Genomic DNA, 19,695 nt, shown 5'->3' with positions numbered 1-19,695 from the left:
TTGGTATGAAATCAGACGCAAACTACCCCAAAAAGAGAGGGAAATCTAGGTCCGGGGCCGCAGAAACCGGTACAAAATTTTGTTTCTTACACGTTTTGACCGCGCAGCGCCAGGCTGTGGGCCGCGCGCAGCCCCAGCAGATAGCTCTCCACGCCGAAGCCGCAGACGCTGCCCGCGCAGACCGGGGCCAGCACCGACTGCTGCCGGAAGGCCTCCCGCGCGTGCACATTGGACATGTGCACCTCCACCACGGGCACGCGCAGGATGGCCAGGGCGTCGGCCAGGGCGTAGCTGTAGTGGGTCCAGGCCCCGGCATTGATGACCACGGCCCGCGCGTCCGAATCCGCCAGGGCGTGGATGCGTTCCACCATGACGCCTTCGTGGTTGGTCTGAAAGCAGTCCACCGCCACTTCCAGCTCCTGGCCCAGGGCCGCCAGGGCCGCGTCAATGTCCGCCAGCGTGGCCGTGCCGTACTGGGCTGGGTCGCGCCGGCCGAACATGTTGAGGTTCACGCCGTGCAGGACAGCTATGCGCATGGGGCCTCCTTGTGCCGCGCGTCCGCGCCCAGGGCCGCGTCCAGAGCGCGCCGCGCCGCCGACGGCAGGGCGCGCCCCGTCCAGAGACGGAACTGGGCGTCGCCCTGGCAGTAAAACATCTCCAGGCCGGAAACGCAGCGCCGCCCGGCCAGCCGCGCCTCGCGCAGGAAGCGCGTTTCCAGGGGGTTATAGACCAGATCGTAGGCCAGAGGCGTTGCCTGTGCAGCCTTTTCGCCATAAAATCCGGACTTTTGCCCGGAGAGCGGAGCGGCGGCCAGGGCAAAGTCGTAGGGGGTTTCTGCCTCGGCCTTGCCCCGCATGCCCAGGGGCGTGGCATTGACCACCAGCAGGGCGGGCAGGTCGTGCCGCTCCGCCCACTGCAGGGGAACAAGCCCGAAGGCTTCCGCCAGGGCCCGGTGCGAACGGTCTGAGGGCGTGGCCACATAGACGCGCCGGGGGCGCTGCCCTTCCGGCAGGCTCGTAAGCCCTGCGGCCACGGCCCGCGCCGCGCCGCCCGCGCCCAGCAGCAGGGCGTCGCCCTGGCCCAGGGGCAGGCCCGCCAGGGGGGCCAGAAAGCCCGCCGCGTCGGTATTTTCGCCGCAGAGGGCATCCCCCTGCCAGTACAGGGTGTTGACCGCGCCCACCTGCCGGGCCAGGGGCGTCACCGCGTCCAGCAGGGGGGCCAGGGCCGCCTTGTGGGGAATGGTGACCGAGCAGCCCCGGATGTGCAACAGGCGCACGCTTTCCACAAAAGCAGGCAGCCTGGGGGGCGGCACTTCCCAGCGGCAGTAAACGGCCGGCAGGCCCAGGGCGTGAAAGCCCGTGTTGTGGAGAAGAGGGGAAAGGCTCTGGGCCAGCGGCCAGCCCGTGACCCCGTACAGGACCGGATCTTCCATTGACGCACCTCGGCAAATGTCCTGGGCCCGTCCGCGGGCCTTCAGGCATATGGGGAAGTGTGCCGCACTCCGCCGCAAAAGAAAAGCCCCGGCTGCCGGGGGGGAGCCGGAGGGCTTGGATTGCGCCCCGGCGGCGTGTAGACTGGCGCAAAAGGAGGCACTTATGCCGACCATGCCCGCCTATTACGTCCCCCACGGGGGCGGCCCCTGCTTTTTTATGGACTGGAACCCGCCGGACGCCTGGACGGAACTGGGCGCGTGGCTGCGTTCCATCCCCGCGCAGTTGCCGCGGCGGCCCAAAGCGCAGCTGGTGATCTCCGCCCATTGGGAAGCGCCGCGTTTTACTCTGCTTACCACGCCCGCGCCGGAGCTTTATTACGACTATTACGATTTTCCGCCGCACACCTATGCGCTGCAGTGGCCCGCGCCTGCCGCGCCGGAGCTTTTCGGGCGCGTGCGCAGCCTTGTGCGCGGGGCGGGCATAGCCCTGGACGAGGACGACCGGCGCGGCTTTGACCACGGCGTTTTCATCCCCGGCCTGCTGTCCTTCCCCCAGGCGGATCTGCCCACCCTGCAGATCTCGCTCCGGCAGGGGCTGGACCCTGAGGAACACCTGGCCCTGGGGCGCGCCCTGGCCCCCTTGCGTAACGAAGACGTGCTGTTGGTGGGCAGCGGCATGAGCTTCCACAACATGCGGGCCTTCCGCTACGGCGACAACGCGCCCATTCCCGGCGCGGACGATTTTGACCAGTGGCTGACGGAAAGCGTGCGCGACCTGCCGCCGCAGGAGCGCAACCGGCGTCTGGCGCGTTGGAAGGAAGCCCCTGGCGCGCGCTTTGCCCACCCGCGCGAGGAGCACCTGCTGCCGCTGATGGTGCTGGCCGGCGCGGCCGGGCCGGGCAGCCTGGCTTTTCACGGCCGGGCCATGGGCGCGCCCCTGGCGGGCTTTGCGCTGGAGTGAGGCCGCGCGCCGCGCGTGGGCCTGCGCGGCCGGGGGCTGCGCCGCGTTGCGGCCCCTGACCGGGCTGCCCAGGCGCGGGCCGCAGCACCGCTATTCCAGAATATAGCGCATGGGATTGACGGGCACGCCGTTAAGGCGCACCTCGTAGTGCAGGTGCGGGCCGGTGGTGCGGCCCGTGTTGCCCACATAGCCGATGACCGCGCCGCGCTTGACCCACTGGCCCGGCTGCACGGCGCTGCGCTGCAGATGGCCGTACTTGGTGGTGATGCCGCCGCCGTGGTTGATCTCCACGCTGATGCCGTAAGCGCCGTCGTGCCCGCTGAAGGTCACCGCGCCCTGGGCCGGGGCCGCCACGGGCGTGCCCACGCGGTTGGTGATGTCCAGCCCCTTGTGGAACTGCCCCCGGCCGCCGAAGGGCGAGGAGCGCCAGCCGAAGCTGGAGGATACGAAGCCCACCACGGGCCAGATGGTGGGCATGGAGGAAAGGGCCTCGCGGTTTTCGCGCAGGGCCAGGAGCAGATCCTGCTGGCGCACTTCTTCCAGGCGGGTGGATTCGGAAAGGCGGTCGAGAAAGTCCTGCATCTTGCGGGCCGCCAGCTCCTGGCGGTGCAGGGGCAGATAGAGGCGGGCAAAATCCCCGGGCCGGTCCAGGCCGCCGCCGGCGTCCTCCGGGTCTTTTTCCATGTTCATCATGATGCGCAGCTTGCTGTCGAAGCGCTGCACCCGCTCCAGGTCGCGGCTCACGCCGGTGATGCGCTCGGCCAGGTGGACCATCTGGCGGCGCTGGTCCTCCAGAACGCGCTGGGCGTTCTGGAGGTCGTCGTCCAGATGGCGCGACTCAAGCCAGGCCCGCAGAAGCCAGACGTTGGCGGCCACCAGGCCCAGCGCCAGAACGGCGGCAATGCAGCCGAACCAGCCGCGCAGACGCAGATTGCGGCTGCCGCTGCGGCCTTCCTTGAAGATGACAATGTGATATTTGCCAAAAAGCATGGAGGGATTACTGTAGGGCCGCTGTCCCGGCCCTGTCAACGGCAATGCCGCGGCGGGGGCAGGGCGGGCGCGCCTTCCTGTCGCAGGGCCGCGTCAGGCGCGCGGTCTGCCGGGGCCGCATCGGGTTGGGCCGCATCCGCCTGGGCCGCACCGGGCGCGGCGTTGGCCTCCATCTGCCAGCGGATCAGGCCGTTGTAAACGCAGCGTCGGGCGTCGCGGCTCACGGCGTAGAGCTGGTTCAGGGTCTCCCCCATGGCGCTGCGGGCCGTGTGCCCTGCGGAAGGGCAGGCGTTGGCCCAGACGGGCAGCTCCCACTGGCGGGCGGCCTTGAGGATGTATTTTTTCTCCACCAGCAGGAGCGGACGGATAAGGCGGAGCCCGCCGCCGAAAAAGGATTCGTTCATGCTCATGCCGTCCACCCGGCCGTTGCGGCAGAGGTTGAGGAAGAAGGTCTGCACCAGGTCGTCGGCATTGTGCCCCAGGGCCAGGTGGGTGAGCCCGTAGCGCGCGCAGAGCTCAAAAAGCCGCTTGCGCCGGAGCCAGGCGCAGCGGAAGCAGGCCGAACGGCGCAGGTTTTTGTGCGAGTGCGCTTCGGGGCCGTAGTCCGTCACCTCCACATGTCCGGCAATGCCGTGGCGGGCCAGCCAGCCGGGCAGGGCCGCGTGGCTCTGCGGGTCAAAGCCGGGGTTGAGGTGCAGGGCCATGATTTCAAAGGGAAAGGGCACAATGCCCTGACGGATTTGCAGGGTCTTGAGCAGCACAAAGCTGTCCACCCCGCCGGACACGGCCACCCCCACCCGGCAGCCGGGCCAGAGCATTCCCGTCCGCTGCATGGCCTTGCCAGCGCTTTTGACGCAGACCTCCTGCGCGAACGAACGTTTTTTTTCCTTGCCGCCTGCCATAAGGCTACTCCTGTGAAAGACTGTGCGAGAGACTGCGCCCTTGACAAGGGCGATGAGAGCCTCTAGCATATCTCATTTCGGCAGGTCAAAACCTGCGTGAAGGCGCGCCCGGCCCTTTACAACGGCACGGGCGGCATTATGTTGTATGCCGTAACCCTGCGCGGCGGCCTTTGGGGCCGCGTCCCGCGGGGCGCGGCGGACCGGAGCCCGCATGGGCGGCGCGGATATTTCTATGCCAGGGCAGGGGTTCCGGCATGGCTGCGGCTTTGGCCGCCGGCGGAGCCCTTCCAGGGAGGCAGCATGGCCCGTATTACTGTGGAAGATTGTCAGGAACGTGTGGACAACCGCTTTTTGCTGGTGCAGATGGCCATCAAGCGGGTGCATCAGTACCGCGAAGGCTATGAGCCGCTGGTGGAATCGCGCAACAAGGAAGTGGTGACGGCCCTGCGTGAAATCGCAGCCGGCAGGGTGCTGCCTGACGACCTCAGCCTGTACAATCCGCTGCCCGAAGGGCAGACGGTGGCGGGCGAGGACTAGACCTTCCGTCATTCTGCAACCGCAACGCGCCTACCGGAACCACGATGGAGCTTGATTACTACGAGGTGCTGGGCGTCGCCCGCGACGCCGATACGGACGCCATCAAACGCGCCTACCGGAAGCTGGCCCTCAAATACCACCCGGACCACAACCCTGGGGACGCCGAGGCCGAACAGAAGTTCAAAGAGGCCGCCGAGGCCTATGACGTGCTGCGCGACCCGGAAAAGCGCGCCCGCTATGACCGCTTCGGGCAGGCGGGCGTGCAGGGCGGCGCAGGGGGCTTCGGCAGCACCGAGGACATCTTCGCCCACTTCAGCGACATTTTCGGCGATCTGTTCGGGTTTTCCACGGCGGCCCGCGGTCCGCGGCCTACGGCCGGGGCCGATCTGCGCTACAATCTGACCATTTCTTTTGCCCAGGCGGCCAAAGGGGACGAGATCACCCTTTCCCTGCCCAAGCATGTGGTCTGTTCCGAATGCCGCGGCAGCGGCGCGGCGCCGGGCAGCAAGGCCGAAACCTGCCGCCACTGCGGCGGTTCGGGCCAGGTGCGGCGCACGCAGGGCTTTTTTCAGATCGCCATGCCCTGTCCGGTGTGCCACGGTTCCGGCCAGGTTATCGTCAAGCCCTGCCCGCGCTGCAAGGGCGAGGGCGTGGTGACCGACACCCGCGAGCTGGTGGTGCGGGTGCCTGCCGGCGTGGATACGGGCACGCGCCTGCGTGTGCGCGGCGAGGGCGAGCCTGGGGAACACGGCGGCCCGCCCGGCGATCTCTATGTGGTGCTGACGGTGGAGACCGACAAACGCTGGCGGCGTGAAGGGCAGGATTTGCTCTGCACGCAGGAGATCAGTTTTGTGCAGGCCGCGCTGGGGCACCGGGTGGAGGCGCCCGGCCTGGACGGCCCGCTGCCGCTGGAAATTCCGCGCGGAGTGCAGAGCGGCACGCTGCTGCGTCTGGCCGGGGAGGGCCTGCCCTATCCCGGTCGTCAGGCGCGCGGCGATCTGCTGGTGGAGGTGCGGGTGCTGACCCCCACCAGGCTTTCCAAAGAACAGGAAGATTTGTTGCGCCAGTTTGCGGCCGCCAGCGAAAAGACGCCGCTGGCCAAGGTGAAAAAAGCCGCCAAAAAGATCAGCAAGGCCATGGGCCTGGAGTAGCGGCACGCAAAGCGCCGCAGCGCAAAAGATCAGAAAAAGCCCCACGAAACGTTGCGTTTCGTGGGGCTTTCAGCTTTGCGGCTCAGGGAGCCTGTTAGTTCAGACCTTCGCGGGGGCCGTTGTCCTGGCGGGGCGGGCGCTGGCCGTTGTTGCCGCGCATGTCCTGGCGGGGCGGGCGCTGACCGTTGTTGCCGCGCATGTCCTGGTGCTGGTCGCGCCGCTGGTCGCCGCGCATGTCCTGCCGGTGCTGGCCATTGTTGCCGCGCATGTCCTGCCGATGCTGGCCGTCCTGCCGGTGCTGGCCGCGCTGGTCGCCGCGCATGTCCTGCCGATGCTGGCCGCTGTTGCCGCGCATGTCCTGCCGGTGCTGGCCGCTGTTGCCGCGCATGTCCTGCCGGTGCTGGCCCTGGGGCTGGCGGCGGTCGTCCTGGCGCTGGCGCATCTGCTGCCGCTGGGACGGGCCGTCGTCCGCCGTTGCCGTCGTCGCCGGGGCAAGGCCGTAAAACAGGACAGCCGCCGCGGCGGCCAGAACCATATGCTTCCACGTCTGTTTGCTTGCGTTCATGGTTTTCTCCTTAGGGTTTGTGCCCAGCGCCCGCATACGCCTTTTGCCCGGGGCCCGCAAGGGGGCTTGCGAAACGGCGGCGGGGGCCGTTGCGGGGGCGGGCTTGTGCAGGTTCCTGGATGTGGTGTATAGGGGTCTGAAGGGCCGCGAGGGGCGCGGCCGTGTGTCTGGTGTCCACAAAATCCGTCCTTCCGGAGGGAAGCATGCTCGTACAGAACTGGATGACCACCGACGTTGTGAGCGTCACGCCTGAAACTTCTCTGCTCAAGGTGGGCAAGCTGCTGAAGGACCACAACATCCGCCGGTTGCCCGTGCTGGACGACAAAGGCCATGTGGTGGGCATTATTTCCGATCGCGACGTGCGCGACGCCTCGCCCTCCAAAGCCACCACGCTGGACATGTACGAGATGCACTACCTGCTGGCCGAGCTCAAGGCCAAGAACATCATGACGGCCAACCCCGTCACCATTTCCCCGGCGGAAACGGTGGAAAAGGCCGCCATGCTCATGCTGGACCACAAGATCGGCGGCCTGCCCGTAGTGGAGGAGAGCGGCCGCCTGGTGGGCATTCTTTCCGACCAGGACGTGTTCAAGGCGCTGGTGGACATTACGGGGGCGCGGCTGGGCGGCATTCAGGTGGGCGTGGAGCTGCCGGACGCGCCCGGCACCATGCGCCCTATTTTTGATACCCTGCGTGCCCACAATGCCCGGCTGCTTTCGGTGCTGACCGCCAGCAGCGGCGACGACGGCATGCGGCAGGTTTTTTTGCGTATCCGCCAGATGGCCAGCCCCGAAGCGGAAAAGGCCCTGCTGGAGGCCATTGGCAAGCAGGCCCATGTGCTGTACTGCGCTGGGCGCGGATGCAGGCCGTGCCGTGATGCATAACATATCTTTTTGAAATGAAAACGCAAAAAAAATCGGCAACGCCGGGCGCACAGGGCAAAAAAGCCGCCGGGGCTTGCCAAGGACTTTTCTTTGTGGCATAAACGCATTCGTTGTGATTGCGTTACGCTTTCGCGCCTACGAAGGAATTCGGCCGGGCTTGCCCGGTTGGCGTAGCGTCGGGGCTGCCTGGCCCTGGCGGAGTTGAGCAATATCTGTCCAAGGAGGACACACGCATGGCTGAGATCACCTATAAAGGTAAAAGCTTTGAAGTTGACGAAGACGGTTTCCTGCTGCGTTTTGACGACTGGTGCCCCGAATGGATGGAATATGTGAAGGAATCCGAGGGCATCTCCGAGATCACGCCTGACCACCAGAAGATTCTGGACTTCCTGCAGGACTACTACAAGAAGAACGGCATCGCCCCCATGGTCCGCATTCTTTCCAAGAACACCGGCTACAAGCTGAAGGAAGTGTACGAGCTCTTCCCCTCCGGCCCCGGTAAGGGCGCCTGCAAGATGGCTGGTCTGCCCAAGCCCACGGGCTGCGTGTAGTTCCGGCCATTACAGCATTTTTCCTGCAAAGCGGGAGGGTTTTCGCCCTCCCGCTTTTTTTGTCCCTGCCCGGCCCCGCAAGGGTGCTACAAGGCGGGGCGCGAACCTCCCCAACGATCCCTTCCCGCGGTTCCGTAAGGCATTTCAAAGTTGAAATGCCCTGGCGGCTGCATGAGCAGACGCCAGGGCGTGTGGGCGTAAGCGCAAGTTATGTGCGCTGTTAAGCGCCGAAACGAGTGTGCCTTAACCTTTGAGAATGCATATTCTCAAAGGTAATCTGCCATAATTGCAAGCGCTTTTATTTTTTTTGCATCCTTCCGTGCCCTTGCCAAGAGGACTACTGCGGTTTGCGGTGCGATTGCTGACGGGGTTTGCCCGGCTGTTTGGCAGGGGCGCTCTTTTGGGCGCGGACCACGGCTTTGGCGTCGGGGTCGCCGTTTTTGGCGGCCAGGTGGTACCAGCGGTTGGCTTCGCTCAGGTTGCGGGGCACGCCGGTGCCCTGGTCGTACATAAGGCCCAGGGAATACTGGGCGGAGGGTTCGTTTTGTTCGGCGGCCTTGCGGTACCAGTCCACGGCCTTGGTGTAGTCCTGGGCCACGCCGCGGCCCTGTTCGTACATGAAGCCCAGGTTGTACTGGGCTTCGGCGTAGCCCTGGTCGGCGGCGCGCTGGTACCACTGCACGGCCCGGGCCGGATCCTGGGCCACGCCCCGGCCTTCGGCGTACATGTAGGCCAGGTTGTTCTGGGCTTTGGGGTCGTCCTGCTGGGCGGCCTGTTCAAACCAGTGGGCGGCCTTGGTGTCGCTTTGGTTTTCGCCTTTGCTGTTGAGGCAGAGCCAGCCCAGGGAGTACTGGGCGTCGGCCAGGCCCTGGTTGGCCGCGCGGGCGAGCCAGTCCATGGCGGCGGTTTCGTCCTTGGCCACGCCCCGGCCGTGGGCGTAAAGGTAGCCCAGGTTGTACTGGGCCGTGGCGTGGCCTTGCTCCGCGGCTTTGCGGAACCAGCGGGCGGCCTCGCGGTAGTTGCGGGGCACGCCTTCGCCGGAGGCCAGGGCCGTGCCCCAGGAGTTCATGGCGCTCAGGTCGCCGCCTTCGGCCGCCAGGCGGAAAAATTCCGCGGCGCGGGTGGCGTTCTTTTTAACGCCCTTGCCGTCCAGGATCAGGCGGCCCATGACGTAGAGGGCTTCGGGGTGCCGTTGGTCCACCAGGGGTTTGAGCAGGCGCACGGCCTGGTCGTAGTCGTTTTTGTCCAGGGCGGTCTGCACTTCCTGGAGGGTTTTGCCCGCATCGGCTTCGGCCGCCGGGGCGGGGGCGGCGAGGCTGAGGAGGCAGAGGAGGCAGAAGGCCGCGGCTGCGGCGCGTGGGATAAAGGGCAATGACATGATTATAAACTCTTGAGGGTTTGGATCCAGTGGGGATTGACGCTGCCTTCCACCGTGCGGGCCTGTTCCCGGCAGTAGGCCCGACGGGCCTGCCGCACGGGCTCGCTTTGCCACCAGGCCAAGGGGGCTTCCCAGACCCGGGCGACCTGGGCCGCGGCGGCCTCCGGCGTGGGCTGCCAGACGCCGGCCTGGGCCAGCAGATCCAGCAGGGCGTCGCTTTCCGGGGTGAGGGGCCAGACCTCCCGCCGCCAGAAGGCGATAACGGGCATATCGGCGGCCAGGGCTTCCAGCAGGGTGGTGCCGTTGTGGTCCAGCACCAGCAGGCGGCAGGCGAAAAGGTGTTTGTCCAGGGGGCCGGCGGCCAGGCGCACGGCGGGGAAGCGTTCCAGCACCCAATCGGCGTCGCGCAGGCTGCCGGGCACGGGGAAATAGGGGCGGTACAGGCTTTTGCCTTGCAGGTCGCGGCTCAGGGCGGCGAAAAAGCGGGCTTTGTCCTTGCGGTAGTCCAGCACCTGGAGGGGCGAGGGGTGGGCGTCCAGCCGGTAGCCGAAGGCGGGCATTTCCGTGCCGACCAGGAGGAGATTGTGGCCATTTGCGCCGTGCCAGCGGCCGGCAAGCCGGGCCAGCTGCGGGTGGGGCAGGGGGATGAAGTTGCCGCGGCAGCCCGCATGGCGGCTCCAGCCCCAGGTGGCAAAAGCGTGCTGGGCGTATTCCACCATTTCCACTTCCGTAAGGCAGCGCACCTGGCCGTAGTCGCTGCCGTGCTGCACATACATAAGCCGGTGGCCGCGACCGCGCCAGAGGGCCAGGCGCTGGCGGTAGGCGGCGTCCTCGTAGGCCAGCACGCTGGCCACGCGCAGGCGCGGGCCCCACAGGGCGGGGCGCAGGCGGCGCGGGTGGCGCAGCCCGGCCAGCAGGCGCGGCAGGGCGGGCAGAAAAAGGGGCAGGGGATCGGCGGCGTAGGGCTGCGGCAGGTCCGGGGTCCGACCCGTGGCCGCGCTGCCGTAGGCGGCAAGGGGCGTGGAAAGGTCCGGCCCGTGGCTGCGGTGCAGCAGGGCCAGAGAAAAGCGCAGGCTCTGCCCCAGGCTCGCGCCTTTGATGCAAGGGAAGGGCAGGCGCAGCAGGGCGTTGCGGGCCAGTTCCCGCAGGCGGGCGCGGCCTGCTGCCCTGGTAAGGCGGCCATAAGCCTTGGTCTCCGGCGGCAGCCAGACTTTGCTCCAGGCCGGGGGAAAGACCGGCTCCAGCAGGCGGGAGAACAGCCAGTGGTTGAAGGTGTGCCCCAGGGCGCCGTGCAGGACGAAGTCCGGCCCGGCGGCGAAGAAAAAGGTGCAGGTTGCGGGCAGCAGGGGCACTTGCAGGGGCGTCTGCCCCCAGGCCCGGATCATGGCTTTGACGCGCCACCAGCGTTCCACAATCTGCTTGGCCACGTTCATGGCCCAGGGGGCCAGCAGGGTTTCCCAATAGGCCGGGGGCAGGTCGCGGCTGTGCGGGCAAAGCCGGGCCGCCAGGGCGGGCAGGGCGTCGGCGCAGAGGGCCTTGACCTCGGCGCAGGCCTGCTCCTGCAGGGCAAGGTCCGTAAGGGGTTCGGGCGCGAAGGTAAAGCGCTGTTCCCAATCGGGGAAGAATTCTTCCTGTTCGGCAAAGCACCAGGGGCCCGCCGCCCGGAAGGCGGCGGGGTCCGCCCCCCGGGGCATGCGGCCGAGCACAAGGGTAGGACGGCCGTTGTCCATGGCTCAGGCCTTATCCAGGTCCGCCCAGGTGAGCACAGTGTCTTCGGGCAGGTCGCGGCGGGCGCGCAGGCCCAGCACGGCATCGTAGTTGCGGGGCGAGATGCCGTGGGCCGGGCGCTTCCAGGTGAGGTCGGCGGGCGTAAGGGGCTGGCCGGCGGGCACGGCGCGGGCCGTGACCAGAGAGCGGCGGGCGTGCTGCCGGGCGGGTTCTTCTTCCGGCAGGGCGCGCACTTCCATTTCGCCCACGCTGGCCAGGGTGGCGGCCAGGCGGGTGCGGAAGCGGCGCAGGTCTTCCTTGTCCATGGCGTGGTAGTGGTCGTTGCCGGGCAGGGTTTTATCGTGGGTAAAGTGTTTTTCCAGCACGCGCGCGCCCAGGAGCACGGCGGTTTCCAGGATGTGCATGTCCTTGGGCAGGGTGTGGTCGGAATAGCCGATAACGTGGCCGGGGAAGTGGCGCTTGAGCGCGGGGATCATGCCCAGGGCGGCGTTTTCGTCTGCAGTGGGGTAGTTGAGCACGCAGTGCAGCAGGGCCAGTTTGTTGCCCCTGGCTTCTATCCACTCCACGGCTTCGGCGATTTCGTGCAGATAGGCCGCGCCGGTGGAGAGCAGGATGGGCTTGCCGAAATCGCAGAGGATGCGGATAAAGGGCTTGTTGGTGATGTCCGACGACGAGATTTTGAAGACGTCCATGAGGTCGTTGAGAAAGTGGGCGGACTCCACGTCAAAGGGCGTGGACATGAAGGCGATGCCCGCCGCGTCGCAGTGTTTTTTCAGCGCCTCAAACTCGTTTTTCCAGAAGGAGTCGTGCTTTCTGAACAGCTCGTACTGGCTTCTGGTGGGTTCCTTGCTGGTGTCCCAGTAGGCCGGGGAGTCCTTGGAGGCCAGGGTGGCCGCCTTGTAGGTCTGGAACTTGATGGCGTCGGCCCCGCTGGCAGCGGCCTCGTCAATGAGCCTGCGGGCAATGTCCATGCTGCCTTCGTGGTTCACGCCGGCCTCGGCGATGACGTAGGGCGCGGGGATGCGCGTTTCCGGTCTGGGGACGGCAAATATATCCATAATATCCATATGGTTTCCTCGTTCAGATACTTTGGCTGGCAAGTATACGCCCGCGTGGCGCAAAAGAAAAGCGCGTTGTCCTGTGCTGCGATGCAACATAATGATATAATAAATATTATTTGAAAAAGGCGGCCCCCGGCAGGGCCCGCCGCGGCGGGCCCTGCCGTCCGGCCTTGTCAAAAGGCCGGGGCGGGGCGTATGCTGCGCGCCTTTGCGCCACTGCAACATCTTACAGGCAAGGAGCTCCCATGACTGCCGCGCTGCGCATTGTTCTGGCCACCCATAATGCGGGCAAGGTCCGCGAGCTGGCCGAACCCCTGGCCCACGCCGGGGTGGAGGTGCTTGGCCTCGCCGCCTTTCCCGAAATCGGCGAAATCGACGAATACGGCCTGACCTTTGAGGAAAACGCCCGCATCAAGGCCGAAACCGTGGCCCGGCACACCGGGCTTGTGAGCGTGGCTGACGACTCCGGCCTGGAGGTGGACGCTCTGGACGGCGCGCCGGGCGTGCACTCCGCCCGCTACGCCGACGACTGGCCCCTGCTGCCCGGCGAAAGCCGCGACGCCCGCAATATGCGCAAGCTCCTCCACGCCCTGGCGGCCGTGCCCGAGGCCCGCCGCGCCTGCCGCTACGTCTGCTGCATGACCGCCGTTACGCCCGACGGCCGGAGCCTGACCACGCGCGGCACATGGGAAGGCCGCCTGCTTGCGGAACAACGCGGAAGCAACGGCTTTGGCTATGACCCGCTTTTTTTTGACCCGACCCTGGGCCTGACCGCCGCCCAGATGACCCCGGAGCAGAAAAACGCCCGCAGCCACCGCGGTAAGGCCCTGCGCGCCCTGCTGGAAGGCTGGGCCGCCTTTGTCCGGGCCTGAAGGCTCTTTCCCCTCCATAACCGGAATTCAGGCGCATCGCCCCCCACTTCTAGAGCAGATTAACTTTGAGAATATGTATTCTCAAGGTTTACGGCACGCTCGTTTCGGCGCTTAACAGCGCAAATAACTTGCGCTTACGCCTCCACAGCGGGCGTCTGCTCACGCAGTCGCCAGGGCATTTTAAAGCTGAAATGCCCCGGCAGCGCGGCCCCAAACCTTGCCTTGCAGCAAGGTAAGGCCCCCCGCCCAAGAAGGATGCCATGGGTTTCTTCTACGGTCTGCTGTCCTCGGCCGCTTTCGGCCTGATCCCCCTGTTCGCCCTGCCCCTGATCCACGGGGGCATGCCCGCTTCCCTGGCGCTGTTCTACCGCTTTGCCATTGCCGCCGTGGTTCTGGGCGGCATCCTGGTTCTGCGGGGCGAGCGCCTCCACGCCAGCGCGCGCTCCCTCTGCCTGCTCGCGGGCATGAGCTGCATGTACGCCCTGGCCGCTCTGCTCATGTTCTGGGGCTTTGCCTACATGCCCAGCGGCGTGGCCGCCACCCTCCAGTTTCTCTATCCGGTCATGGTCATGCTGCTCATGATCGCTTTTTTCCATGAGCGCTTTTCCTGGATTACAGCCTGCGCCGTGGCCCTGGCCCTCCTGGGCGTGCACCTGCTGGGCGGCGGCGCGGGCGGCCGCGTGCAGCCCATAGGCGTGGCCCTGCTGCTCGCCTCCGCCCTTTGCAACGCCCTTTATATCACCGCCATCTTCGCTGCCCGCATTCCCCACATGAGCGGCCTGGTCATGACCTTCTACGTCCTGGCCCTGAGCGGCCTGCTCACCCTGGTCAACTGCCTGGCCACCGGCGTCTTCCGCCCTTTGCGCTCCTGGCGCGAGCTGGGCCTCGCCCTGCTGCTCGCCCTGATCACCGCCGTGGTCTCCAACCTCACCCTCATCCTGGCCGTGCAGCGCATCGGCTCCACCCTCGCCTCCGTCCTCGGCGTCATGGAACCCCTCACCGCCGTTCTGGCGGGCGTCCTCGTCTTCCATGAACCCTTCACGCCCCCCATCGCCGCCGGCGTCGCCCTCATTGTCGCCTCCGTCATCCTCGTCCTCCTCGGCGAGAGGATCCGCGCCCTGGGCGCGCGCTTGCGCAGACGCAACGGGGCGGGGTAACAGTCAAAAAAACGTTTCTCCCCTCAGGGGATGCGCAGGGCGCAGCCTGGGCAAACGCTCCATTTTTTTTGCAGCGTCAGGGGCAGAGCTTCTGTCGGGATGGGCGGCACGCTTCCTGCAAGAGGACAGTTGCCGGTCTTTCGGCAAGGAGGCTGCGCCATGAAATTGACAATGCTGCGGTGGGGTCTTGCACTTCCGGCGGCGCTGCTGTTGAGCCTGGGGGCGGCGTTGCCGGCGCAGGCCGTGCGCATCAAGGACATCGCCACCTTTTCGGGCGTGCGGGACAACCAGCTCATCGGCTACGGCCTGGTGGTGGGCCTGGCGGGCACGGGCGACAAAAAGGATTCCGTCTTCACCCTGAGCTCCATGAAAAACATGATGGACCGCATGGGCGTGGGCGTGGATTCCTCATCGTTGAAGATCAAGAACGTGGCTTCGGTCATGGTCACGGCGCGCATGCCCGTGTCGGCCAAGCCCGGCACGCGCCTGGACGTGACGGTATCCTCGGTGGGCGACGCCACTTCGCTCATGGGCGGGGTGCTGCTGCAGACGGCCCTCAAGGGCGTGGACGGCAAGATATACACTCTGGCCCAGGGCGCGCTCACGGTGGGGGGCTTTTCCGCCGCGGGCAAGGCGGCCAGCACCAGCAAAAACGTGGCCACGGTGGGCATCATCCCCGGCGGCGGCATTGTGGAGCGCTCCATTCCTTTTGAATTCAACCAGCAGAACAAGCTGACCCTCAACCTGCGCATCGGGGATTTTTCCACGGCCCAGCAGATGGCGGAGCGTCTTAACGGGGCCATGGGCGGCCCCTACGCCCGCGCGGTGGACGCCACCAGCGTGGTCATGGACGTGCCGCCCCAGTACCGCAACAACCTGGTGCCGCTCATGGCCTCGGTGGAAAACCTGGACGTGAGCCCGGATACGGCAGCCAAGGTGGTGGTGGACGAAAAGACCGGCACCGTGGTGCTGGGGCGTGACGTGCGGGTTTCCCGCGCGGCCGTGGCCCACGGCAACCTGCAGATTACCGTGCAGGAGAGCGAGCAGGTCTCGCAGCCGGGGCCGTTCTCCCAGGGGCAGACTGTGGTGACCCCGCAGACCGAGGCCAATATCCGCGAGGAACAGCGCCACCTGGTCATGGTGGAAGGGGCCACCCTGCAGGAGCTGGTGGATGGCCTCAACGCCATCGGGGCCACGCCGCGCGACCTCATTTCCATCCTGCGGGCCATGCAGGCTTCCGGCTCGCTGCACGCGGACCTGGAGGTGATCTAAATGAGCGCGTCCCTCGGCGTTCCCCCTTTGGTGCCCCAGGCGGGCGCGGCTGAGCTGGCCCGGCAGGAGGTGCAGACGCGCCTTGCCGGGGTTAACGGCAAAAATCTGACGGAAGCGCAGCAAGAAAAAAAGCTGCGCGAGGCCTGCCAGGGCTTTGAATCCATTTTTATCCAGAAAATGTGGCAGGAGATGCGCAATACCCTGCCCAAAAGCAACCTGCTGCAAGGCCGGGAGGAACAGTTCTGGCAGGGCATGTACGACCAGGAGCTGGCCAAGAAAATGGCTGCGGCCGGGGGTGTAGGCCTGGCGGACATGATGTACGCCCAGCTTTCGCAACGCCTGGGCAGCGCCAGCCAGAGCGCGGCGGCCGCCGCGTCGCCCGCGCGCGCTTTCAGCCCGGAGGCCGCGCCCTTGCTGCCCCCCGCGCCGGAAGCGCCGGCGGCACAGGAAACCGCGGCCGGGCAGGCCGGCAGCCGTACAGGCGCGGGCGCGCAGGGCATGGCGGCCATTTATGACGGCGCGGCCCCCCTGCGCGATGCCGGGGCCGCGGCCGACGCCGCGCCCCAGGCCGTTGCCGCCTCTGGAATCCCGGCCGCCGCAGCCGTGACCAATCCGCCGGAGGTGGACCAGGCCCTGGCCGTGCTGCGCGCGCAGCAGGCCCTGCAGCAGAGCGGCGAGCCGCACAAACAGATCCGCGTGACGCACGCCGGCCGGGGCGACTCCGGCCTGCAGATGGCCCGCGCCGCCCGGTTCCAGGCGGGCAGCAAGCTGGGGCCTGGGGCTGTGCTGCCCACCCTGCATCCCGGCGCAACCGACGCGGCGCGCAACGGCCGCGCTGACGCCCGGCAAGGCGCAACGGCCGGGGCGGTGCCGCCCCTTACGGCGCAGTACCTTGCCGCGCCGGGCGCGGCGGCGCAGAATGCTTCTGATCAGGGCTTTGCCGGGCAGAGCGCGGCGGGCCAGGCTGCAGGCCAGACCGGGGCGCAGCAGGCCGCCGGGGGGCAGCAGCCCATGAAGGTGCGCTACACTACCAATATTGCCGCTGCGGGCCAGCGGCATAAGGAAGAACTGCTCCGCAAGCTGCAGCCGGGCGCTGCCGCGCCTAACGCGGCTGCCGCGGCGCAAGCCGCCAATGCCGCCCAGCAGGCGCAGGCCGCAGGCAACGCGGAGGCCCGACCCGCGGCCGCGCCCAGCGCTCTGGAGCGGCAGCAGGCTCTGCAGCCCATGAAGGTGCGCTACACCACCAATATTCCGGCCAATGGCAAGCGGCATAAGGACGAGCTCATCCGCACCCTGCAGACGGACGCCGTGGGCCCCAACAGCCGGGCCGGAGCGGGGCTTGCCGCTTACCATGCCCAGCAGGCGCAGCAGGCCCAGGCCGGGCAGGCCGCAGGGCTGCCCCTTGCGCCGGGCGCCGCCGGCGCTGGGGCTGGGGACACCGCAACGGGCGGCATTCCGCCCCTTACCGCGGCGGACCTGGGGGGCTAGGCCCTAGGCTTCGCGGCACGGATATTGCTTCCATCGCAGCATAACGCGCGGGGCGGCAGATTCTGCCCCCTTGCGGCGGTCCCGGTTCCGGCCGGGGCGGCCGCAGCGGGCTTCCGCCCCCGCCCCATCCCGGCGAGGCAGTCATGTACGCACACATCCACGCATCCCTCCACCGTCAGGCCAAGGCTCTGGAGCTGCTCTGTCAGCTGCTGGAAGAAGAGTACGGCATTCTGCTTTCCCGCCGCGCGGACGACGTGGCCGGGCTGGAATTTTCCATCCAGGAGCTTATCCGGCAGCTGGCCGTGGAGAAGGTTACGGTAGTCAAGGCCCTGAACGGCATGCGGGTTACGGCATACGCCGCCGGGCTTTGCGCCGCAGGGCGGGAAGCGGAGGGGGAAGCCCTGCGCGCCCTGGCCCGCGAGGTGGACCGGGCCGAGCAGCGCGCCTCGCGCCAGGCCTCGCGCAACAGTCAGCTGGCTCTGGCCCTGCTGGACCAGAGCAGCCGCAGCCTGCAGGCTCTGACCCGTCAGGCCCTGCCCGTGCCGGCGGATACATATGGCCGCAAGGGCGGCATGCGCGCGCAGCCCCATCCGCAGGCGGCCTTTCTTTCCGGGAGGCTCTAGGCCATGCTCAGCGGTCTGCTCAACCTCGGGTACACAGCCCTTACGGCGGCGCAGGCCTGGATTTCGGTCACAGGCAGCAATATCGCCAATGCCGATACGGAAGGTTACACCCGCCGCTATGTGGACCAGCGCGACGGCGGCACCATTACCACCAAGCCCGGCGGCGAAAGCCTGGGCGTCAACGCCCAGCAGGTGCTGCGCTATTTCGACGCTTTTCTGGAGAGCTCCTATGTGCGGCAGTCCACCAATTCCGCCCGCTGGAGCGAGCAGGAAACCATCATGTCCTCGGTGGAAAACCTGTTCAACGAGTCCAACCGCACGGGCATCAGCGGCACGCTGACGGAATTTTTCACGGCCTGGAGCGATCTGGCCCAGCGTCCGGACGACACGGCCACGCGCGAGAGCCTGCTGTCCTACGCCGACAGCCTCAGCGACATGCTGACCAGCACCGTGGACAGCCTGAAAGCCATTCAGGACGAGATGGACGTTTCCATCAATCAGGCTGTGGACCGGGTCAATACCCTCTCCAAAAGCATTGCCGACCTCAACAACCAGATCAACGCGCGCACCCGCGAGGGCGTGAGCAACCCCAACGATCTTCTGGATCAGCGCGACCAGATGGTGCGCGAGCTGGCCGGGCTTATTGACGTGGAGACCACGGACAACGGCGGCGGCGATTTTACCGTGCAGCTTTCCACGGGCCAGCCCCTGGTGCAGGGGCAGAGCTCCTTTGAGCTGGACGTGCTGGACGCGCGGGCGGAAAGCCGGCTGACGGCCGATTCCACCTATACGGGCAGTGTGGAATTTGACGGCACGGACAGCCACGAATACACGCTGGAGATGGTGACCGGCGGCGATGTGGGCGATACGCCCCCGCCTTCCTTCCGCGTTTCGCTGGACGGCGGCAAAACCTGGCTGCGCGACGAGGATGGCCAGGAGCTGCACTATACCGTCACGGACAACGACGGCGACGGCCAGGTGGACCCCGTGCAGGTCAAGGATCTCAAAATCTCCTTTTCCGAAACCACGGGCTTTACCGCGGGCGACAAGTTCGACATCGTTCCCAAGACCGGCCTTTACTGGATTGAGCCCACGCGCGGGGCCCAGAACATCACCCCGCAGACCTACCTGGACGGCACGGAAAACCAGAACCGCACCACCGGCGGCACGCTGACGGCCTATTTCAGCGTCCGTGACGACAACTGCGGCCGCTACCTGGACGAGCTGGACGCCGTGGCCTCCTCGCTGATCTGGGAGGTCAACCGCATCCACAGCCAGGGCACGGGCAACACCCTTCTGGACTACAGCCAGGGCCAGCAGCAGGTGGAAAGCTCCACCCAGGCGCTGGGCTCCGCGCAGTCCATCCTGCCCAATGCGGACCGCCTGCAGTCCGGCAACGTCAACTTTTATTTTTATGACAAAACCACCGGCGAATATGTGACCTCCGGCATGCTGGATTTTGACTCCAGCACCGCCGAAGTGGAAAATTTTGACCCTTCCGTACACTCCCTGGAGGACGTGGCCAACGCCATCAACAGCAGTTTTCCCGACCCCAATAATGCGGGGCAGAATCTGCTTAAGGCCAGCATTCAGGACGGCAGGCTGCTTATTGAAACCAACAGCGCCAGCAACGTGCAGTTTGCCCTGGGCGCGGATACCTCCGGCCTTATGGCGGCCCTGGGCGTCAATGCCTTTTTTACCGGCACGGGCGCGGACGACCTGGCCGTGAACAGCCAGATGCACAGCGATGTCAACTATATCGCCGCCGGCCAGGTCAACGGCCAGTACCAGGTCAACGCCGGGGACAACGCCACGGCCACGGCCATTGCCAAGCTGGCGGATACGACCGTGACCATCTCCACCGTCTGGAAGACCGTGAGCAACCAGACCATTTCCCAGTACTACGCCAACCTGGTCACCACCGTGGGCGCGGATACGCGCAGCGTCCAGACCAATGCGGAGTACCACACGGCCCTGACCAGCGATCTGGAAGACCAGGTCAGCTCCGTCACGGGCGTGAACCTGGACGAAGAAATGGCCAACCTCATCAAATATCAGCATTCCTACACGGCGGCGGCCAAGCTCATCACCACCGCCGACCAGATGCTGCAAACCCTGCTGGGCCTCAAGGAATAAGGGGGGC

19 protein-coding genes are annotated in these 19,695 nt (G+C 66.7%); 11 read left to right on the top strand and 8 right to left on the bottom strand.

What is annotated here, in order from left to right; translation table 11 throughout:
- Positions 1-86: 86 nt before the first annotated feature.
- Positions 87-536: a type II 3-dehydroquinate dehydratase gene (gene aroQ, locus BLS55_RS06235; protein ID WP_092153502.1), complete on the bottom strand. Its 450-nt coding sequence runs from the start codon at positions 534-536 to the stop codon at positions 87-89.
- Positions 527-1,432: a shikimate dehydrogenase family protein gene (locus tag BLS55_RS06230; RefSeq protein WP_092153501.1), complete on the bottom strand. Its 906-nt coding sequence runs from the start codon at positions 1,430-1,432 to the stop codon at positions 527-529. The genes aroQ and BLS55_RS06230 overlap by 10 nt, the downstream gene beginning before the upstream one ends.
- A 163-nt stretch (positions 1,433-1,595) precedes the next feature.
- On the opposite strand from BLS55_RS06230, the gene BLS55_RS06225 reads away from it, so the two are divergent.
- Positions 1,596-2,393, top strand: coding sequence for a DODA-type extradiol aromatic ring-opening family dioxygenase (locus BLS55_RS06225; RefSeq protein WP_092153500.1), 798 nt, complete (start codon positions 1,596-1,598; stop codon positions 2,391-2,393).
- Positions 2,394-2,483: 90 nt separating this feature from the next.
- On the opposite strand, the gene BLS55_RS06220 is transcribed toward BLS55_RS06225, so the two are convergent.
- Positions 2,484-3,383 (bottom strand): M23 family metallopeptidase, encoded by a 900-nt coding sequence (locus BLS55_RS06220; RefSeq protein ID WP_092153499.1) that lies wholly within the window; start codon positions 3,381-3,383, stop codon positions 2,484-2,486.
- A 35-nt stretch (positions 3,384-3,418) separates the two neighbouring features.
- A complete protein-coding gene (locus BLS55_RS06215; RefSeq protein ID WP_092153498.1) occupies positions 3,419-4,285 on the bottom strand; it encodes a tRNA lysidine(34) synthetase in 867 nt (288 codons plus the stop codon).
- Positions 4,286-4,585: 300 nt separating this feature from the next.
- On the opposite strand from BLS55_RS06215, the gene rpoZ reads away from it, so the two are divergent.
- Together rpoZ and dnaJ are read left to right on the top strand one after the other, a co-directional pair.
- On the top strand, positions 4,586-4,822 hold the full coding sequence (gene rpoZ, locus BLS55_RS06210) for a DNA-directed RNA polymerase subunit omega (RefSeq protein WP_092153569.1): 237 nt from the start codon (positions 4,586-4,588) through the stop codon (positions 4,820-4,822).
- Between the two features lie 44 nt (positions 4,823-4,866).
- A complete protein-coding gene (dnaJ, locus tag BLS55_RS06205; protein ID WP_092153497.1) occupies positions 4,867-5,973 on the top strand; it encodes a molecular chaperone DnaJ in 1,107 nt (368 codons plus the stop codon).
- 94 nt (positions 5,974-6,067) lie between these two features.
- On the opposite strand, the gene BLS55_RS06200 is transcribed toward dnaJ, so the two are convergent.
- Positions 6,068-6,538, bottom strand: coding sequence for a hypothetical protein (locus BLS55_RS06200; protein ID WP_092153496.1), 471 nt, complete (start codon positions 6,536-6,538; stop codon positions 6,068-6,070).
- A gap of 203 nt (positions 6,539-6,741) precedes the next feature.
- Here BLS55_RS06200 and BLS55_RS06195 point away from each other — a divergent pair, with 203 nt between their 5' ends.
- Both BLS55_RS06195 and BLS55_RS06190 read left to right on the top strand, forming a co-directional pair.
- Positions 6,742-7,422, top strand: coding sequence for a CBS and ACT domain-containing protein (locus tag BLS55_RS06195; protein WP_092153495.1), 681 nt, complete (start codon positions 6,742-6,744; stop codon positions 7,420-7,422).
- A gap of 233 nt (positions 7,423-7,655) precedes the next feature.
- Positions 7,656-7,973, top strand: coding sequence for a TusE/DsrC/DsvC family sulfur relay protein (locus BLS55_RS06190; RefSeq protein ID WP_008682206.1), 318 nt, complete (start codon positions 7,656-7,658; stop codon positions 7,971-7,973).
- A 337-nt stretch (positions 7,974-8,310) separates the two neighbouring features.
- Here BLS55_RS06190 and BLS55_RS06185 read toward each other — a convergent pair whose 3' ends face one another.
- From BLS55_RS06185 to BLS55_RS06175, 3 genes are read right to left on the bottom strand one after another with little or no spacing between them, the layout of a single operon-like run.
- Positions 8,311-9,351: a tetratricopeptide repeat protein gene (locus tag BLS55_RS06185; protein ID WP_092153494.1), complete on the bottom strand. Its 1,041-nt coding sequence runs from the start codon at positions 9,349-9,351 to the stop codon at positions 8,311-8,313.
- A 2-nt stretch (positions 9,352-9,353) separates the two neighbouring features.
- Positions 9,354-11,081 (bottom strand): LIC12162 family transferase, encoded by a 1,728-nt coding sequence (locus tag BLS55_RS06180; RefSeq protein WP_092153493.1) that lies wholly within the window; start codon positions 11,079-11,081, stop codon positions 9,354-9,356.
- A gap of 3 nt (positions 11,082-11,084) precedes the next feature.
- Entirely contained in the window at positions 11,085-12,146 is a 1,062-nt protein-coding gene (locus BLS55_RS06175; RefSeq protein ID WP_092153492.1) for an N-acetylneuraminate synthase family protein, read from the bottom strand.
- A 239-nt stretch (positions 12,147-12,385) separates the two neighbouring features.
- On the opposite strand from BLS55_RS06175, the gene rdgB reads away from it, so the two are divergent.
- From rdgB to flgK, 6 genes are all read left to right on the top strand, one after another.
- Positions 12,386-13,012, top strand: a complete 627-nt coding sequence (gene rdgB, locus BLS55_RS06170; protein WP_092153491.1) for an RdgB/HAM1 family non-canonical purine NTP pyrophosphatase — start codon at positions 12,386-12,388, stop codon at positions 13,010-13,012.
- Positions 13,013-13,272: 260 nt separating this feature from the next.
- Complete coding sequence (locus tag BLS55_RS06165; protein WP_092153490.1) at positions 13,273-14,169, top strand: DMT family transporter; 897 nt, start codon at positions 13,273-13,275, stop codon at positions 14,167-14,169.
- 159 nt (positions 14,170-14,328) lie between these two features.
- On the top strand, positions 14,329-15,441 hold the full coding sequence (locus BLS55_RS06160) for a flagellar basal body P-ring protein FlgI (RefSeq protein WP_092153489.1): 1,113 nt from the start codon (positions 14,329-14,331) through the stop codon (positions 15,439-15,441).
- Complete coding sequence (locus BLS55_RS12190) at positions 15,442-16,929, top strand: rod-binding protein (protein ID WP_092153488.1); 1,488 nt, start codon at positions 15,442-15,444, stop codon at positions 16,927-16,929. It abuts the gene before it with no gap.
- A 143-nt stretch (positions 16,930-17,072) separates the two neighbouring features.
- Positions 17,073-17,552, top strand: coding sequence for a flagellar export chaperone FlgN (flgN, locus tag BLS55_RS06150; RefSeq protein ID WP_092153487.1), 480 nt, complete (start codon positions 17,073-17,075; stop codon positions 17,550-17,552).
- A 3-nt stretch (positions 17,553-17,555) separates the two neighbouring features.
- Positions 17,556-19,688, top strand: coding sequence for a flagellar hook-associated protein FlgK (gene flgK, locus BLS55_RS06145; protein ID WP_092153486.1), 2,133 nt, complete (start codon positions 17,556-17,558; stop codon positions 19,686-19,688).
- Positions 19,689-19,695 lie beyond the last annotated feature (7 nt).

This window comes from Desulfovibrio legallii (genome assembly GCF_900102485.1).
Lineage (GTDB): Bacteria > Desulfobacterota > Desulfovibrionia > Desulfovibrionales > Desulfovibrionaceae > Desulfovibrio > Desulfovibrio legallii_A.
The sequence above is the reverse complement of the archived record's forward strand: the minus strand, read 5'-3'. Positions and strand labels throughout refer to the sequence as shown.

What these genes read in the sequence shown, in the direction of transcription:
- BLS55_RS06160 (WP_092153489.1), top strand. Translation starts at nt 14,329, where the DNA reads ATGAAATTGACAATGCTGCGGTGGGGTCTTGCACTTCCGGCGGCGCTG.
- BLS55_RS06200 (WP_092153496.1), bottom strand. Translation starts at nt 6,538, where the DNA reads ATGAACGCAAGCAAACAGACGTGGAAGCATATGGTTCTGGCCGCCGCG.
- BLS55_RS12190 (WP_092153488.1), top strand. Translation starts at nt 15,442, where the DNA reads ATGAGCGCGTCCCTCGGCGTTCCCCCTTTGGTGCCCCAGGCGGGCGCG.
- BLS55_RS06180 (WP_092153493.1), bottom strand. Translation starts at nt 11,081, where the DNA reads ATGGACAACGGCCGTCCTACCCTTGTGCTCGGCCGCATGCCCCGGGGG.
- BLS55_RS06215 (WP_092153498.1), bottom strand. Translation starts at nt 4,285, where the DNA reads ATGGCAGGCGGCAAGGAAAAAAAACGTTCGTTCGCGCAGGAGGTCTGC.
- BLS55_RS06195 (WP_092153495.1), top strand. Translation starts at nt 6,742, where the DNA reads ATGCTCGTACAGAACTGGATGACCACCGACGTTGTGAGCGTCACGCCT.
- BLS55_RS06165 (WP_092153490.1), top strand. Translation starts at nt 13,273, where the DNA reads ATGGGTTTCTTCTACGGTCTGCTGTCCTCGGCCGCTTTCGGCCTGATC.
- rpoZ (WP_092153569.1), top strand. Translation starts at nt 4,586, where the DNA reads ATGGCCCGTATTACTGTGGAAGATTGTCAGGAACGTGTGGACAACCGC.
- BLS55_RS06230 (WP_092153501.1), bottom strand. Translation starts at nt 1,432, where the DNA reads ATGGAAGATCCGGTCCTGTACGGGGTCACGGGCTGGCCGCTGGCCCAG.
- BLS55_RS06190 (WP_008682206.1), top strand. Translation starts at nt 7,656, where the DNA reads ATGGCTGAGATCACCTATAAAGGTAAAAGCTTTGAAGTTGACGAAGAC.
- flgK (WP_092153486.1), top strand. Translation starts at nt 17,556, where the DNA reads ATGCTCAGCGGTCTGCTCAACCTCGGGTACACAGCCCTTACGGCGGCG.
- dnaJ (WP_092153497.1), top strand. Translation starts at nt 4,867, where the DNA reads ATGGAGCTTGATTACTACGAGGTGCTGGGCGTCGCCCGCGACGCCGAT.
- aroQ (WP_092153502.1), bottom strand. Translation starts at nt 536, where the DNA reads ATGCGCATAGCTGTCCTGCACGGCGTGAACCTCAACATGTTCGGCCGG.
- BLS55_RS06220 (WP_092153499.1), bottom strand. Translation starts at nt 3,383, where the DNA reads ATGCTTTTTGGCAAATATCACATTGTCATCTTCAAGGAAGGCCGCAGC.
- rdgB (WP_092153491.1), top strand. Translation starts at nt 12,386, where the DNA reads ATGACTGCCGCGCTGCGCATTGTTCTGGCCACCCATAATGCGGGCAAG.
- flgN (WP_092153487.1), top strand. Translation starts at nt 17,073, where the DNA reads ATGTACGCACACATCCACGCATCCCTCCACCGTCAGGCCAAGGCTCTG.
- BLS55_RS06185 (WP_092153494.1), bottom strand. Translation starts at nt 9,351, where the DNA reads ATGTCATTGCCCTTTATCCCACGCGCCGCAGCCGCGGCCTTCTGCCTC.
- BLS55_RS06225 (WP_092153500.1), top strand. Translation starts at nt 1,596, where the DNA reads ATGCCGACCATGCCCGCCTATTACGTCCCCCACGGGGGCGGCCCCTGC.
- BLS55_RS06175 (WP_092153492.1), bottom strand. Translation starts at nt 12,146, where the DNA reads ATGGATATTATGGATATATTTGCCGTCCCCAGACCGGAAACGCGCATC.